The sequence below is a fragment of the Streptomyces sp. NBC_01006 genome (genome assembly GCF_045162725.1).
Classification (GTDB): domain Bacteria; phylum Actinomycetota; class Actinomycetes; order Streptomycetales; family Streptomycetaceae; genus Streptomyces.
In genome coordinates, this window is record NZ_CP108700.1 from 1898915 (window position 1) to 1914196 (window position 15282).

General features: G+C 71.0%; 15 protein-coding genes. All 15 read right to left on the bottom strand.

The window, feature by feature from the left end; genetic code table 11:
- Positions 1 to 20 precede the first annotated feature (20 nt).
- The 15 genes from OG509_RS08550 to pgsA all read right to left on the bottom strand — a co-directional run bounded on the left by OG509_RS08550 (position 21) and on the right by pgsA (position 15113).
- On the bottom strand, positions 21 to 2459 hold the full coding sequence (locus OG509_RS08550; protein ID WP_406181423.1) for a RelA/SpoT family protein: 2439 nt from the start codon (positions 2457 to 2459) through the stop codon (positions 21 to 23).
- A gap of 242 nt (positions 2460 to 2701) precedes the next feature.
- A complete protein-coding gene (locus tag OG509_RS08555; RefSeq protein WP_406181425.1) occupies positions 2702 to 3253 on the bottom strand; it encodes an adenine phosphoribosyltransferase in 552 nt (183 codons plus the stop codon).
- Positions 3250 to 4308, bottom strand: a complete 1059-nt coding sequence (gene secF, locus OG509_RS08560) for a protein translocase subunit SecF (RefSeq protein ID WP_406181427.1) — start codon at positions 4306 to 4308, stop codon at positions 3250 to 3252. The genes OG509_RS08555 and secF overlap by 4 nt, the downstream gene beginning before the upstream one ends.
- A 3-nt stretch (positions 4309 to 4311) precedes the next feature.
- Positions 4312 to 6093 carry a protein translocase subunit SecD gene (secD, locus tag OG509_RS08565; protein WP_406181429.1) on the bottom strand — a complete coding sequence of 594 codons (1782 nt, stop codon included), beginning with the start codon at positions 6091 to 6093 and terminating at the stop codon, positions 4312 to 4314.
- Positions 6094 to 6246: 153 nt separating this feature from the next.
- A complete protein-coding gene (yajC, locus tag OG509_RS08570; protein WP_406181431.1) occupies positions 6247 to 6762 on the bottom strand; it encodes a preprotein translocase subunit YajC in 516 nt (171 codons plus the stop codon).
- Positions 6763 to 6926: 164 nt separating this feature from the next.
- The gene (gene ruvB / locus OG509_RS08575) at positions 6927 to 7988 is read right to left on the bottom strand and encodes a Holliday junction branch migration DNA helicase RuvB (RefSeq protein ID WP_406181433.1); all 1062 of its coding nucleotides are present in this window, start codon (positions 7986 to 7988) and stop codon (positions 6927 to 6929) included.
- A 67-nt stretch (positions 7989 to 8055) separates the two neighbouring features.
- On the bottom strand, positions 8056 to 8688 hold the full coding sequence (gene ruvA / locus OG509_RS08580; RefSeq protein ID WP_406181435.1) for a Holliday junction branch migration protein RuvA: 633 nt from the start codon (positions 8686 to 8688) through the stop codon (positions 8056 to 8058).
- Positions 8685 to 9215: a crossover junction endodeoxyribonuclease RuvC gene (ruvC, locus tag OG509_RS08585; protein ID WP_406181437.1), complete on the bottom strand. Its 531-nt coding sequence runs from the start codon at positions 9213 to 9215 to the stop codon at positions 8685 to 8687. Before ruvC ends, ruvA begins: the two co-directional genes overlap by 4 nt.
- 109 nt (positions 9216 to 9324) lie before the next feature.
- Positions 9325 to 10077: a YebC/PmpR family DNA-binding transcriptional regulator gene (locus OG509_RS08590; protein WP_366106905.1), complete on the bottom strand. Its 753-nt coding sequence runs from the start codon at positions 10075 to 10077 to the stop codon at positions 9325 to 9327.
- 57 nt (positions 10078 to 10134) lie between these two features.
- The gene (pdxT, locus tag OG509_RS08595; protein WP_406181439.1) at positions 10135 to 10725 is read right to left on the bottom strand and encodes a pyridoxal 5'-phosphate synthase glutaminase subunit PdxT; all 591 of its coding nucleotides are present in this window, start codon (positions 10723 to 10725) and stop codon (positions 10135 to 10137) included.
- A gap of 5 nt (positions 10726 to 10730) precedes the next feature.
- A complete protein-coding gene (gene pdxS, locus OG509_RS08600) occupies positions 10731 to 11648 on the bottom strand; it encodes a pyridoxal 5'-phosphate synthase lyase subunit PdxS (RefSeq protein WP_030157377.1) in 918 nt (305 codons plus the stop codon).
- Positions 11649 to 11796: 148 nt separating this feature from the next.
- Positions 11797 to 12336 (bottom strand): hypothetical protein, encoded by a 540-nt coding sequence (locus OG509_RS08605; RefSeq protein ID WP_053694040.1) that lies wholly within the window; start codon positions 12334 to 12336, stop codon positions 11797 to 11799.
- 43 nt (positions 12337 to 12379) lie between these two features.
- Entirely contained in the window at positions 12380 to 13543 is a 1164-nt protein-coding gene (locus tag OG509_RS08610; protein ID WP_406181440.1) for a glycosyltransferase family 4 protein, read from the bottom strand.
- Entirely contained in the window at positions 13543 to 14448 is a 906-nt protein-coding gene (locus tag OG509_RS08615) for a phosphatidylinositol mannoside acyltransferase (RefSeq protein WP_406181442.1), read from the bottom strand. The genes OG509_RS08610 and OG509_RS08615 overlap by 1 nt, the downstream gene beginning before the upstream one ends.
- Positions 14448 to 15113, bottom strand: a complete 666-nt coding sequence (gene pgsA, locus OG509_RS08620; protein WP_406181444.1) for a phosphatidylinositol phosphate synthase — start codon at positions 15111 to 15113, stop codon at positions 14448 to 14450. The genes OG509_RS08615 and pgsA overlap by 1 nt, the downstream gene beginning before the upstream one ends.
- Between the last annotated feature and the right edge of the window lie 169 nt (positions 15114 to 15282).

A 15282-nucleotide genomic window follows, 5' to 3' on the forward strand; every position in this document is an offset into this window, starting at 1 on the left:
GAGCGGCGGTCAGGCCTTGGTCAGGGCCTCCTTGCAGATGTCACACGGTAGACGTCGTACACGCCCTCCACACCCCGAACGGCCTTCAGGACGTGGCCCAGGTGTTTCGGGTCGCCCATCTCGAAGGTGAAGCGGGAGGTGGCCACGCGGTCGCGGGAGGTCTGGACGGCCGCGGAGAGGATGTTCACGTGCTGGTCCGACAGGACCCGCGTGACGTCCGACAGCAGCCGGGAGCGGTCCAGGGCCTCGACCTGGATGGCCACCAGGAAGACCGAGGACTGGGTGGGGGCCCACTCGACCTCCAGCATCCGCTCGGGCTCCTGGGAGAGGGAGTCCACGTTGACGCAGTCCGCCCGGTGAACCGATACGCCACTGCCCCGCGTGACGAAGCCGACGATCGGGTCCCCCGGCACCGGGGTGCAGCAGCGGGCCAGCTTGACCCACACGTCGTCGACGCCCTTGACGACGACGCCCGGGTCGGCGTTCTTGCGGCGCGAGCCCCGGGTCCGGGAGGGCGGGACGCTCTCCTCGATGTCCTCGTTGGCGGCCTCCTCGCCGCCGAGGGCCTGCACCAGCTTCTGTACGACGCCCTGCGCGGCCACGTGGCCCTCGCCGATCGCCGCGTACAGGGAGGAGATGTCGGGGTAGCGCATCTCGTGCGCGAGGGTGACGAGCGAGTCGCCGGTGAGGATGCGCTGGATCGGCAGGTTCTGCTTGCGCATGGCCCGCGCGATGGCGTCCTTGCCGTGCTCGATGGCCTCCTCGCGGCGCTCCTTGGAGAACCAGGCGCGGATCTTGTTGCGGGCCCGCGGGGACTTGACGAAGCCCAGCCAGTCCCGGGACGGGCCCGCGCCCTCGGCCTTGGAGGTGAAGACCTCGACGAGGTCGCCGTTGTCGAGGGTCGATTCGAGCGGGACGAGGCGGCCGTTGACGCGGGCGCCTATCGTCCGGTGGCCGACCTCGGTGTGGACGGCGTACGCGAAGTCCACCGGGGTGGCCCCGGCGGGCAGCGCGATGACGTCGCCCTTGGGCGTGAAGACGAAGACCTCGTTGCGGGAGAGGTCGAAGCGCAGCGAGTCGAGGAACTCGCCCGGGTCCTCGGTCTCCTTCTGCCAGTCCAGCAGCTGGCGCAGCCAGGCCATGTCGTTGACCGTGTCCTGGCCGGCGCTGCCCTTGGCGGCCTGCGGGACGTCGGTGCGGACCTTGGAGGTGCCCGCGACGGTCTGCTGCTTGTACTTCCAGTGCGCGGCGATGCCGTACTCGGCGCGGCGGTGCATGTCGAAGGTGCGGATCTGGAGTTCGACGGGCTTGCCGCTGGGTCCGATGACCGTCGTGTGCAGCGACTGGTACATGTTGAACTTGGGCATCGCGATGTAGTCCTTGAACCGGCCGGGGACCGGGTTCCAGCGCGCGTGCACCGTGCCGAGGGCCGCGTAGCAGTCCCGGACGGTGTCGACGAGGACGCGGATGCCCACCAGGTCGTAGATCTCGGCGAAGTCGCGGCCGCGGACGATCATCTTCTGGTAGACGCTGTAGTAGTGCTTGGGGCGGCCGGTGACGGTGGCCTTGATCCGGGCGGCGCGCAGGTCGGTCTGGACCTCGTCGGTGACGACGGTGAGGTACTCGTCGCGCTTGGGCGCGCGCTCGGCGACGAGGCGGACGATCTCGTCGTACATCTTGGGGTAGAGGATCGCGAAGGCGAGGTCTTCGAGCTCCCACTTGATCGTGTTCATGCCCAGCCGGTGCGCCAGCGGGGCGTAGATCTCAAGGGTCTCGCGGGCCTTCTTCTCCTGCTTCTCCCGCTTGAGGTAGCGCATGGTGCGCATGTTGTGCAGGCGGTCGGCGAGCTTGATGACCAGGACCCGCGGGTCCTTGGCCATGGCGACGACCATCTTGCGTACGGTCTCGGCCTGCGCGGCCTCGCCGAACTTGACCCGGTCGAGCTTGGTGACGCCGTCGACGAGCAGGGTTACGGCGTCGCCGAAGTCGCGGCGCAGGTCCTCCAGCCCGTACTCGGTGTCCTCGACGGTGTCGTGCAGCAGTCCGGCCATCAGGGTGGCCGGGTCCATGCCGAGCTCGGCGAGGATGGTGGTCACCGCGAGCGGGTGGGTGATGTACGGGTCGCCGCTCTTGCGCTTCTGACCGCGGTGCCAGCGCTCGGCGACCTGGTACGCCTGCTCGATCTGGCGCAGCGTGGCCGTCTCGATCTTCGGGTCGTTGCTGCGGACTATGCGGAGCAGGGGTTCCAGTACCGGGTTGTACGGGTTGGAACGCTGGACGCCGAGGCGGGCGAGCCGGGCGCGCACGCGGTTGGAGGACCCGGCCGACTTCGCGGGCGCCGGCTTCGCGGGCGCGGGCTTCACGGGCGGGGCCGGCGGGGGCGTGGCGGGGGGCGTCGCGGCCCGTTCGGCCTGCGGGTCGGGCTGCGCGGCGGAGAGTGGCTGGACCTCGTCTGGCAAGAGCGCTCCTCAGGGGGTCCCCCCGGACGGAGTCGGGGGAGGATCCGGTGCCCCGGTCAGGTCCGGACAACCAATGGTAGCGAGGGTTCCCCCACCCCGTTCCCCGAGCCCGGCTCCTTCGGACCGGCCGGAGCGTCGCAGGCCCGTCCCTGGCCCGTCGCAGGCCCGCGCGGCGGCCGCCCACGCAGAAGCGGGCGGGCACCGGGATGTCCCGGTGCCCGCCCGCTTCGCGTTCGGCTTCGTCAGACGACGATCAGGGCGTCCAGCGGGGCCTGCGCAAGGGCGCCGGCCAGCCGCTCGCGGCCTGGCAGGAACGACAGCTCCATCAGGACCGCCACCCCGGCGACCTCCGCCCCGGCCCGCCGGATCAGCGAGAGCGAGGCCTCGGCGGTGCCGCCCGTGGCCAGGACGTCGTCGATGACCATGACCCGGTCACCGGCCGACAGGTCCTCGGCGTGGACCTCGATCTCCGCCGTCCCGTACTCCAGCTCGTACGACTGCGCGAGCGTCGCGCCCGGCAGCTTCCCGGCCTTGCGCACCGGCACGAAGCCGATGCCCGCCTGGACCGCCACCGGCGCCGCGAGGATGAACCCGCGCGCCTCCAGCCCGACGATCTTCGTCGCGCCGTACTGCCCGGCCAGCTCCACCAGCGCGTCCGTCAGGGCCGCGAAGGCCTTCGGGTCGGCCAGCAGCGGGGTGATGTCCTTGAACATCACGCCCGGCTTCGGGTAGTCCGCCACGTCCTTGATCCGGCCGAGCAGCAGCTCGCGGACCTCGGGGGAGAGCGCGCTCACCGGCGCCGCCCGGCGCGGCCCTGGGCCACGACCTGCGCGGTGTCGGTGGCCTCGTAGCCCTCGTCCTCCGGGGACTCGCCCTTGGCCGCCGCGGCCGCCCGCTTCGCGAGCACCCGCTTCTTCAGGGCCTTCATCGCCGGCTCGCGCTCCTTGAGGTCCACGACCAGCGGGGTCGCGATGAAGATCGAGGAGTACGCACCGGCCGCGAGGCCGACGAACAGCGACAGCGAGATGTCGTTCAGCATGCCGGCGCCCAGGAAGCCGCCGCCGATGAAGAGCAGCGCCCCGACCGGGAGCAGCGCCACGACGGTGGTGTTGATCGAGCGGACCAGGGTGCCGTTGATGCTGCGGTTGGCGATCTCGCTGAACGTGTAGCGGGTCTGCTTGGTGATGTCCTTCGAGCCCTCCTTCAGACCGTCGAAGACGACGACGGTGTCGTAGAGGGAGTAACCGAGGATCGTCAGCAGACCGATCACGGTGCCCGGCGTGACCTCGAACCCGACCAGCGCGTACACGCCGACGGTGATGGTGAGGTCGTGGATCAGGGCGATCAGCGCGGCGACCGCCATCCGCCACTCGAAGGCGATGGCGAGGTAGATCACCACGAGGACCATGAAGATGCCGAGGCCGGTCCAGGCCTTGTTCGCGATCTGGTCGCCCCAGCTGGGGCCGACCAGGTCCGCGTTGATGTCGGCCTCGGAGACCTTGAGGTCGGTGGCGAGCTGCTTCTTGACGCCCGCCGCGTCGTTCGTGTCCAGACCCGAGATCTGGATGCGCAGGCCGCCGGTGCCGAGCTCCTGGACGATCGCGTCGTGGCCCGAGGCCTCCTCCGACACCTCGGTCGCCTTGGCGACGGAGACGGCCGTCTTCGGGGTGGTGAAGACGGCACCGCCCTTGAACTCGATGCCCATGTTGAGGCCCTGAACGGCCAGGGCCACGATCGCCGTGATGGTGATCAGGATGGAAACGCCGTACCAGATGAAGCGCTTGCCGACGAAGTCGTAGCCGACCTCACCGCGGTACAGCTTGGCGCCGAGATCTCCCAGCTTCGACATCTCTCACGCCTCCTTTACGTCGACGGGAGCGGTGACGGAACCGGAGCCGGTGCGGCGGGACCGGCGCAGCGGCGGCTTGGCGCCGAGCCGCTTCGGGTCCAGTCCGGACCAGGGGTGACCGCTGGAGAAGAACTTCGTACGGGCCATCAGCGTCATGATCGGCTTGGTGAAGAGGAACACCACGACCACGTCGAGCACGGTCGTCAGACCCAGGGTGAAGGCGAAGCCCTGCACCTTGCCGACGGTGACGATGAACAGCACCGCGGCGGCCAGGAACGACACGAAGTCGGAGACCAGGATGGTGCGCCGGGCGCGCGGCCAGGCCCGCTCCACGGCGGGACGCAGGGTGCGGCCCTCGCGGATCTCGTCGCGGATGCGTTCGAAGTACACGATGAACGAGTCCGCCGTGATGCCGATCGCGACGATCGCACCGCAGACGGCGGGCAGGTTCAGCGCGAAGCCGATGCCCTTTCCGAGCAGCGCCATGATCGTGTACGTGAGGATCGCGGACACCAGGAGGCTGACGATGGCGATGAAGGCCAGGCCCCGGTAGTACACGAGCAGGTAGATCACGACGAGGATGAGGCCGATGGCGCCGGCGATGAGGCCGGCCTTCAGCTGCTCGCCGCCGAGCGCGGCGGTGACGGTGGTGACACTGTCCTCGCTGAAGGAGAGCGGCAGGGCGCCGTACGAGAGCATGTTGCCCAGGTCCTGCGCGGTCTGCTGGGTGAAGCCACCGGAGATCTCGGCGTTGCCGCCGGTCAGCGCCTGGCTGACGGACGGGTCGGAGACGACCTCGCCGTCGAGCACGATCGCGAACTGGTTCTGCGGCATCTGCTTGGTGGCGAGCTCACCGGTGATCTTGGCGAACTTGTCGGCGCCCTTGTCGGTGAACTGCATGGTGACGATCCACTGGCCGCGCTGCGGGTCGATGACACCCTTGGCGTCCTTGACGTCCGTACCGGCGACGCCGGCCGGGCCGAGGATCCACTTGCCCCAGGTGTCGCCGCGCTTGCCACAGGCGAGCGTCGCGTCCTCGGGCTTGGCACCCTTGCCGACCGCGGCGCGCTGCGCCTCGTTGGTGCAGTCCAGCGCCGCGAACTTCGCCTGGAGATCGGCGGCGGCCGCCTCGACGCCCGACGGGGCCGGGGTGGGGGCCGGAGCCTTGTCGTCTGCCTTCTTCGACTCGCTCGCCGAGGGCGAGGGAGAGGCGGTGGCGGCCGGGGCCTTGAGGGCCTCGCTGAGCACACGGCCCTGGGAAGTGGCGCTGGACGACGGGGTGGCCGGGGAGCTGGGCTTGCCGCTGCCCTCGGCCTTCGGGGCGCCGGAGCTGCTCGCGGACGGGCTCGGCGTGGCCTCGGGGGCCGCCGGAGCGCCGTCGGCGAAGGCCAGGACCGGGCGGAAGTACAGCTGGGCGGTGGTACCGACCTGCTCGCGGGCCTGCTTCTCGTTCGTCCCCTTGGGGATGTTCACGATGATGTGGTCGCGGCCCTGCGTCTGGACCTCGGCCTCCGACACGCCGAGACCGTTGACGCGGCGCTCGATGATGCCGACCGCCGTGTTCATGTTGGTCTCGTTGATCGCGTCCGGCTTGCCGGGCTCGCTCTTGGCCTTGAGCGTGATGCTCGTACCGCCCGCGAGGTCGATGCCGAGCCGGGGAGTCGTCTGCTTCGTGAGGAACATCCCCGCGGTGAGCGCCACCATCGCGATCAGGATGATCGCCAGGGCGCGCCCCGGCCTCCCCTGAGCCCCCGTGGGCCGCCGGCCCTTCTTCGGTGCTGCCACCTTGTCGTATCTCCCTGTCCAACCGCCCCGCGCCGGGTCAGCGCGCGGACGGCCACGAAATGTGTGGTGGGGACCCCTGCCCCCCGCAGAAGTGTCACTGACGGGGACCGCGGCGGCCGCCGGTCAGGCGCCTGCCCGGTCCCCGGCCGCGCGCTACTTCGCGCCGGCCTCGCCGTCGCCCTTGCCGTCCTTGGGCTCGTCGCCCTTGGGCTCGCCGTCCTTCGGCTCGTCGGCCTTGGGCTCGTCCTTCTTGCCCAGGTCGAGCTTCGGGGCGTCGGTCCCGGACTCGTCGGCGCTCTTGTCCGCGTCCTTGTCCGCGTCCTTGTCCAGGGTCAGCGAGGAGGCGTCGTCCGGAACGGCCGGCGTGTCGATCGTCAGATCATCACTGATGCCGTGGACGATGCGGTTGTACTCCGCGTCATCGAGGACGGCGCCGATGGAGTTCTTCGCGTAGATCGCGTGGACACCGGGGGCCACCTCGAGGGTGACGGTGTCCTCGCCGATCTCCTTCACCGTGGCGTACATGCCGCCGATGGTGCGGACGCCGGTGCCGGGCGACATGTGGTCACGCATCTGCGCGGCCGCCTGCTGCTTCTTCTTCGCGGAGCGGGTCATCAGGAACATGGCCCCGATGAGCACGATGAACGGGAGGAGTGTCACGAGATTCACGGGACGGAGATCCTTCGCACGACCGCACGGGAGACGGCCAATTTCTACGGGGGTGGGCACGCCGACCTGAAGGGTCGGCATCGGCGGAGTCTAGGCGAGTCCGCACCGATGGAACAACGCCCAGCATGGCACCGCAGTTCCTGACCGGGCGAACCTCCGCGCCGTCACCCCCCGAACAAGCCCTGTTGTCCGCTTGATCCACTCCCCTGCTGCGGGGGCGGGACAAGGCCCAGGTGAGCCCATGCGGCGGGGGTCGCGACCCGGCCGCGCGGGGTACGGGCCAGCAGGCCTTCCCGTACGAGGAACGGCTCGGCGACCTCCTCGACGGTCTCGCGCTCCTCGCCGACGGCGACGGCGAGCGTGGACAGGCCCACGGGGCCGCCGCCGAACAGCTTGAGCAGGGCTTCGAGCACGGCGCGGTCGAGGCGGTCGAGCCCGCGCGCATCGACCTCGTACACCTGGAGGGCGGTGCAGGCCACCTCGCGGGTGATCACCCCGTCGGCCCTGACCTGCGCGTAGTCGCGGACGCGGCGCAGCAGGCGGTTGGCGATGCGCGGGGTGCCGCGGGAGCGCCCGGCGATCTCGGCGGCGCCGGCGGTGTCGATCTCCACGTCGAGGAGGCGGGCGGAGCGGTGGATGACGCGTTCCAGCTCCTCGGGGGCGTAGAACTCCATGTGCCCGGTGAAGCCGAAGCGGTCGCGCAGCGGGGGCGGGAGCAGGCCGGCCCGGGTCGTCGCCCCGACCAGGGTGAAGGGCGGCAGCTCCAGCGGGATGGCGGTGGCCCCGGGCCCCTTGCCGACGATCACGTCGACGCGGAAGTCCTCCATGGCCATGTAGAGCATCTCCTCGGCGGGCCGGGACATGCGGTGGATCTCGTCGAGGAAGAGGACCTCGCCCTCCTGGAGGGAGGAGAGGATGGCGGCGAGGTCGCCGGCGTGCTGGATGGCGGGGCCGGAGGTGATCCGGATGGGCGCGCCCATCTCGGCGGCGATGATCATGGAGAGGGTGGTCTTGCCGAGCCCGGGCGCTCCGGAGAGCAGCACGTGATCGGCGGTGGCGCCGCGCTGGCGGGCCGCCTTCAGCACCAGGTCGAGCTGCTGGCGGACCTTCTCCTGGCCGACGAACTCGCCGAGGTCCTTGGGCCGCAGGGCCGCCTCGACGGCGGTGTCCTCGCCGTCCGCAGCCGCCGCCACGATCCGGTCGTCGCTCTCGTCATCCCAGTTCACGCTGTCAGTCTGCCTTGTCGTTCGTACGGTGGATTTCCGGAGCGGTCCCGCGCGGCGGCGCGCCCCGTCAGCGGGCGCGGTTCAGGGACTGGAGGGCCGCCCGCAGCAGCTGGGGCACCGGGGCCGATCCGCCGGCGGCGATGGCCGCCTCCGCCTGCGGAGTCACCACCGTCACCGCCTCCTCCGCTTCCCGCGACGCATAGCCGAGGCCGATCAGCGCGGCGGTGAGCTGCTCGGTCCATGGGGCGGGCCCGGTCGCCGCGGCGCGCTGCGCACCGACCAGGCCGCTCGACCCCAGCGGTGCGCCCAGCTTGTCCTTCAGCTCCAGCAGCAGCTTCTGGGCCCCCTTCTTGCCGATGCCGGGCACCGCCGTGAGGGCCTTCTCGTCACCCGTGGAGACCGCCAGGCGCAGCGCGTCCGGGCTGTGCACCCCGAGCATCGCCTGCGCCAGGCGCGGCCCCACCCCGCTCGCCGTCTGCAGCAGTTCGAAGACCTGCCGCTCGTCGTCGTCCGCGAAGCCGTACAGCGTCAGCGAGTCCTCCCGTACGACCAGCGAGGTGGCCAGCCTCGCCGTCTCCCCCATCCGCAGGCCGGCGATGGTGTTCGGCGTGCACTGCACGGCCATGCCCACTCCCCCGACCTCGATCACGGCCAGGGTGGGGGCGAGCGCGGCGACCGGGCCGCTGACGAAGGCGATCATGAGGGGCGGCCTTTCGAGGCGTGCAGGGCGACCGCCTGCTGGAGGCGGTTCTGGGCGGGGGCCCGCCAGATGTGGCAGATGGCGAGGGCGAGGGCGTCCGCGGCGTCGGCGGGCTTGGGCGGGGCGGACAGCCGCAGCAGCCGGGTCACCATGGCCCCGACCTGCGCCTTGTCGGCCCGGCCGGTGCCGGTGACGGCGGCCTTGACCTCGCTGGGGGTGTGCAGGGCGACCGGTATCCCGCGGCGTGCCGCGCACAGCATGGCAACGGCGCTCGCCTGGGCGGTGCCCATCACCGTGCTGACGTTGTGCTGGCTGAACACCCGCTCCACGGCGACGACTTCGGGCCGGTGACGGTCCAGCCACTCCTCGATGCCCTGCTCGATCGCGACGAGCCGGTGTCCCAACTCCGCGTCCGCGGGCGTCCGTACGACCCCCACCCCGAGCATCGTGAGCGGGCGGCCGGCGACGCCCTCGACCACGCCGACACCGCACCGGGTCAGCCCCGGGTCCACGCCGAGTACGCGCACTGCGCCCCCACCCTCCTTCGATCGCCGGTGCGTGCAGGCTAACCGGTGGCACTGACAAAGCAGCGGGCCGGCGGGGTGTGTTCCCCGCCGGCCCGCCGCTGATGCCGGATCAGGCGTCGACCTTCTCCATGACCTCGTCGGAGACGTCGAAGTTGGCGAAGACGTTCTGCACGTCGTCGCTGTCCTCCAGCGCGTCGATCAGCTTGAAGATCTTGCGCGCGCCCTCTTCGTCGAGCTCGACCTGCATGGTCGGGACGAAGCTGGAGTCGGCCGAGTCGTAGTCGATGCCCGCCTCCTGGAGCGCGGTGCGGACCGCGACCATGTCGGTGGGCTCGCTGATGATCTCGAAGGTGTCGCCGTTGTCGTTGACCTCTTCGGCACCGGCTTCGAGCACCGTCTCCAGGACGTCGTCCTCGGAGAGCTCACCCTTGGGCAGCAGGACGACACCCTTGCGGTTGAACAGGTACGAGACCGAGCCCGGGTCGGCCATCGAGCCGCCGTTGCGGGTCATGGCGACGCGGACGTCGGACGCGGCACGGTTGCGGTTGTCGGTGAGGCACTCGATGAGCACCGCGACACCGTTCGGGCCATAGCCTTCGTACATGATCGTCTCGTAGTCGGCGCCGCCGGCCTCAAGGCCACCGCCGCGCTTGACCGCGGAGTCGATGTTCTTGTTCGGGACCGAGCTCTTCTTGGCCTTCTGGATGGCGTCGAAGAGGGTCGGGTTGCCCTCGATGTCGGCACCGCCCATACGGGCCGCGACCTCGATGTTCTTGATCAGCTTCGCGAAGAGCTTGCCGCGCTTGGCATCGATCACGGCCTTCTTGTGCTTCGTCGTAGCCCATTTAGAGTGGCCGGACATCCGCCTGTCTCCTTCGCGTAACCAACAGTGTGCACCTCAGATCCTACCGGGACCTGTTTACAGCCCCGCGCGCACCATGTCGACGAAGTACGCGTGGACCCGGTCATCTCCGGTCAGCTCGGGGTGGAACGAGGTGGCGAGGACGTTGCCCTGGCGCACGGCGACCGTGTGGCCGTCGTACGTGGCGAGCACCTCGGCGGCGGCGCCGACCGACTCGACCCACGGGGCGCGGATGAAGACGCCCTCGACGGGACCGTCCTCTATGCCCGCGAAATCGATCTTCGCTTCGAAGGATTCGTTCTGGCGGCCGAAGGCGTTGCGGCGCACGATCATGTCGATGCCGCCCAGGGTCTCCTGGTCGTCACGGCCGTCGAGCAGCTTGTCGGCGAGCATGATCATGCCGGCGCAGGTGCCGTAGACCGGCATGCCGGCCCGCACGCGCTCGCGCAGCGGCTCCAGCATGCCGAACAGGACGGCGAGCTTCGACATGGTCGTCGACTCGCCGCCGGGGATCACCAGGGCGTCGACCTCGGCGAGCTCCTCGGGACGCCGGACCGGCCTGGCCACGGCGTCCGCCGCGGCCAGGGCGATCAGGTGTTCCCGTACGTCGCCCTGGAGGGCCAGGACACCGATGACGGGGTTGGTCATGGTGACTACCAGCCGCGGTTGGCGTAGCGCTCGGCCTCGGGCAGGGTGTCGCAGTTGATGCCGACCATGGCCTCGCCCAGGTTGCGGGAGGCATCCGCGATGATCTTCGGGTCGTCGTAGAAGGTGGTGGCCTTCACGATGGCGGCGGCGCGCTTGGCCGGGTCGCCCGACTTGAAGATGCCGGAGCCGACGAAGACGCCCTCGGCGCCGAGCTGGCGCATGAGCGCGGCGTCGGCCGGGGTGGCGACGCCACCGGCGGAGAACAGCACGACCGGGAGCTTGCCGAGCTCGGCGACTTCCTTGACCAGCTCGTACGGGGCGCGCAGCTCCTTGGCGGCGGCGTACAGCTCGTTGTTGTCGAAGCCGCGCAGCTTGGCGATCTCGTTCTTGATCTGGCGCAGGTGGCGGACGGCCTCGACGACGTTGCCCGTGCCGGCCTCACCCTTCGAGCGGATCATGGCCGCGCCCTCGGCGATGCGGCGCAGGGCCTCACCGAGGTTGGTGGCACCGCAGACGAAGGGGGTGGTGAACGCCCACTTGTCGGAGTGGTTGACCTCGTCGGCCGGGGTCAGGACCTCGGACTCGTCGATGTAGTCGACGCCGAGGGACTGCAGGACCTGGGCCTCGACGAAGTGGCCGATGCGGGACTTGGCCATGACCGGGATGGAGACGGCCTCGATGATCTCTTCGATCATGTTCGGGTCCGACATGCGCGCGACGCCGCCGTCCTTGCGGATGTCGGCGGGGACCCGCTCCAGGGCCATGACGGCCACGGCGCCGGCGTCCTCGGCGATCTTCGCCTGCTCGGCGTTGACCACGTCCATGATCACGCCGCCCTTGAGCTGCTCGGCCATGCCGCGCTTGACGCGGGAGGTGCCGATCGCGGACTCAGCGGACTGCGGGGTGGAGGGAAGCGTGCTCACGGATTGACCTCACTCGAAGGGAAGACGGGTGCTGCGGTGGTACTGCGCCGAGCAAACCGTCCCCGACCAGTCCACCGCAAGGGCCAATGAGGAGCCGGTGGCCCCTTTCAACTTGGCCTTTGGGTACAACTGGGACCGCTGGGCACCGCTACGGGCGGTCGGCAAGATCCACCGGAGGCTCGTCGTCCATTTCGAAGGCGAGCGGGAACGGGGCGTGGCCGGCCAGCCGGAACCAGCGGACCTTGCGGTGCCGGCGCAGCGCGCGGGCCGCCCGTACGGCGTCGTTGTGGAACCGCCGCGCCATGGGCACCCGGCGGACCGCCGCGGCCAGCTCCTCGGCGGCCGCCTCGCCACCGGGGGCCGCCTTGAGCAGATCCACCTGGGCGGCGTCGGCGAACACCGCGCGCAGCGCCTGGCTGAGCTCGCTCTCGGCGACCTCGCGCTGCTCCTCCTCGGCCTGGCGGGCGCCGTGGGCGGCCTCGTACAGGACGATCGAGGAGGCGGGGTCGAGCACTCCGGAGGTGGCCACTTCGAGCACCACCGAGGCGCGCCGTACGAGCTGCGCGTCGAGGGCGGCGCGGGCGGCGTCCATCCGCGAGTGCAGCCGGTCCAGCCGTCCGGCGGTCCAGCTGAGGTAGACCCCGATGACGCCGAGCGCCAGGGCGGTCCAGACAAGGGTTTCGATCACGCCGCGCGACAATACCCTCCTTCCGGAGGCACCCCCGGCGCGGCTACGTGTCCCGGCTCAGGCCCAGGCGGGTGCGCAGGCGGACGCGCTCGTCCGTGGCCACCGCCGCCGCGCCGTCCGTCACCGTCTCGTAGACCGCCAGGATGTCCGCGCCGACCGTCGACCAGTCGAAGCGGCGCACGTGCGCGGAGCCGTGGGCGCTCAGCTCCGCGCGCCGCTGCGGATCGCGGAGCAGGGCCACCGCGCCGGCGGCCAGCGCGTCCGCGTCCTCATTGGCGAAGAGCTCCCCCGCCGCCCCCTGGTCCAGGACCTGCGCGAACGCGTCCAGGTCGGAGGCGAGCACCGCGGCCCCCGCCGACAGGGCCTCGACCAGGATGATGCCGAAGCTCTCGCCGCCCGTGTTCGGGGCCACGTACACGTCGACGCTGCGCAGCAGCCGCGCCTTGTCCTCGTCGGAGACCATGCCGAGGAACTCCACCCGCGCGCGCAGATCGGCGGGCAGGGAGGCCACGGCCTCTTCCTCGTCGCCGCGGCCCGCCACGAGGAGCCGTACGTCCGGGCAGGCCTCCACGATCTTGGGGAAGGCCGCCATCAGGACGGGGAGGCCCTTGCGGGGCTCGTCGATCCGGCCGATGAAGCCGAGGGTCTGCCCGCCCCACTCAGGCTTCGGCTCGGCCGAGGCGAAGAAGTCCACGTCGACCCCGTTGGGGATCACGACGGCGTCCCCGCCCAGGTGCTCCACGAGCGTGCGGCGCGCGTACTCGCTCACCGCGATCCGGGCGCTGATCTTCTCCAGCGCCGGCTGGAGGATCGGGTACGCCGCGATCATGGCCCGCGAGCGCGGGTTCGAGGTGTGGAAGGTGGCCACGATCGGCCCCTGCGCCGCCCAGCAGGACAGCAGTCCCAGCGAGGGCGAGGCCGGCTCGTGGATGTGGATCACGTCGAAGACGCCGTCGTGCAGCCAGCGACGCACCCGCGCCGCCGACAGGAAGCCGAAGTTCAGCCGGGCCACCGACCCGTTGTACGGCACCGGCACCGCCCGCCCCGCCGAGACCACGTACGGCGGCAGCGGAGTCTCGTCGTCCGCCGGGGCCAGCACCGACACCTCGTGGCCGAGGCGGATCAGGTGCTCGGCGAGGTCGCGGATGTGGAACTGAACGCCGCCCGGTACGTCCCAGGAGTACGGGCACACGATGCCGATCTTCACTACGCGCGCTCCTCCAGGTCGTCCAGCCACAGCCGCTGCAGCATGTGCCAGTCCTCCGGGTGCTCGGCGATCCCCTGCGCGAAGGCGTCGGCCACCGCCTGGGTCATGACGGCCGTCTTCTCGGCCCGGTCCCCGGTCTTCGGCACCTCCACCTCGGGGTGGATCCGGCCGAACATCTTCGGCGATTCCCCGTAGTGCAGGGTCGCCGGGAGCAGCACCGCCCCCGTCTGCTGAGCCAGCAGCGCCGGCCCGGCCGGCATGCGCGCCGCCGAACCGAAGAAGTCCACCTCCACCCCGGAGGCCGACAGGTCGCGATCCGCGACCAGGCACACCAGACCTCCGGAGCGCAGCCGCCGGGCCAGGGTCCCGAAGGCCGCCCCGCCGCTGTGGGGCAGCACCTCCATGCCGAGGCTCTCGCGGTAGGCCACGAAGCGGTCGTACAGGCTCTCCGGCTTGAGCCGCTCGGCCACGGTGGTGAACGGGACGCCGATGTGGCCGATCGCCCAGGCCCCGGCGAGATCCCAGTTGGCCAGGTGCGGCAGGGCGACGACGACCCCGCGCCCGGAGGCGAGTGCCTCGCGCAGGAGGTGCTCGTCCTTGAACTCGACGTCCGTGCCGAAGCGCTTCGGGTCCATGGTCGGCAGCCGGAAGGACTCCATCCAGTAGCGCATGTACGAGCGCATGCCGGCCTTCGAGAGCTCGCGCAGCCGCTCCGGTCCGGCGTCCGGTACGACGCGGGCCAGGTTCGATTCCAGCCGAAGCACGCTCTTGCCGCGCCTCTTCCACGCATAGTCCGCGATCCGGCGCCCGAGGGCCACCGCGGCCGGCTCCGGCAGCTTCTTCACCCCGGCCCAGCCGAGCCCGTACAGCCCGTCGACCAGCCTGTCCTGCACCCGGCCGGCCATCAGGCCGCGCCGCCCTCGGCCACGGCGGCCGCGGCGTCGGCCTCCGCCGCCTCACGGCGTACGGTGACCACCCGCTGGATCAGCGTGACCAGCGAGCCCACGGCGACGACCCACAGTGCGATCGGCAGCAGCACCCCGATCCACGGGGGCGCGCCGAAGGTCTGCAGCCCGGCCAGACCGGCCGCGACCAGCGAGATCACCAGCCGCTCGGCGCGCTCGATGAGCCCGTTGACGGCCACCGGCAGGCCGATCGACTCGCCGCGGGCCTTGGTGTACGAGACCACCTGGCCGCTGGCCAGGCAGAAGATCGCCACCGCGCACAGCGCGTTGTCGTTCCCGGAGCCCGCGTACCAGAGCGCGAGGCCGCCGAAGATCGCCGCGTCGGCCACCCGGTCGAGCGTGGAGTCGAGGAAGGCGCCCCAGCGGCTGGAGACGCCCGCCTGGCGGGCCATGTTCCCGTCCACCAGGTCGGAGAACACGAACAGGGTGATGGTGATGGTGCCCCAGAAGAACTCCCCCCGGGGGAAGAAGACCAGCGCTCCCGCCACCACTCCGGCCGTGCCGATCAGGGTGACCGCGTCCGGGCTCACCCCCCGCCGGAGGAGGAATGCGGCGAATGGCGTGAGAACACGCGTGAAGAAAGCACGCGCGTACTTGTTCAGCATGGCCTTCCCGGAGGGTCGCTGGGCCGCACGGCCACATCGGCCACCGGCTGGCCCATCGTAGCCAGCGCCCCGGGCCCCCGGCGCCGCGCACCCACCGGTTCGGGCCGGGCAATCGCCGGTCCATGCCCGCGTCACGCTCCGGACAGTGCCGGGTACTACGTATGGACGC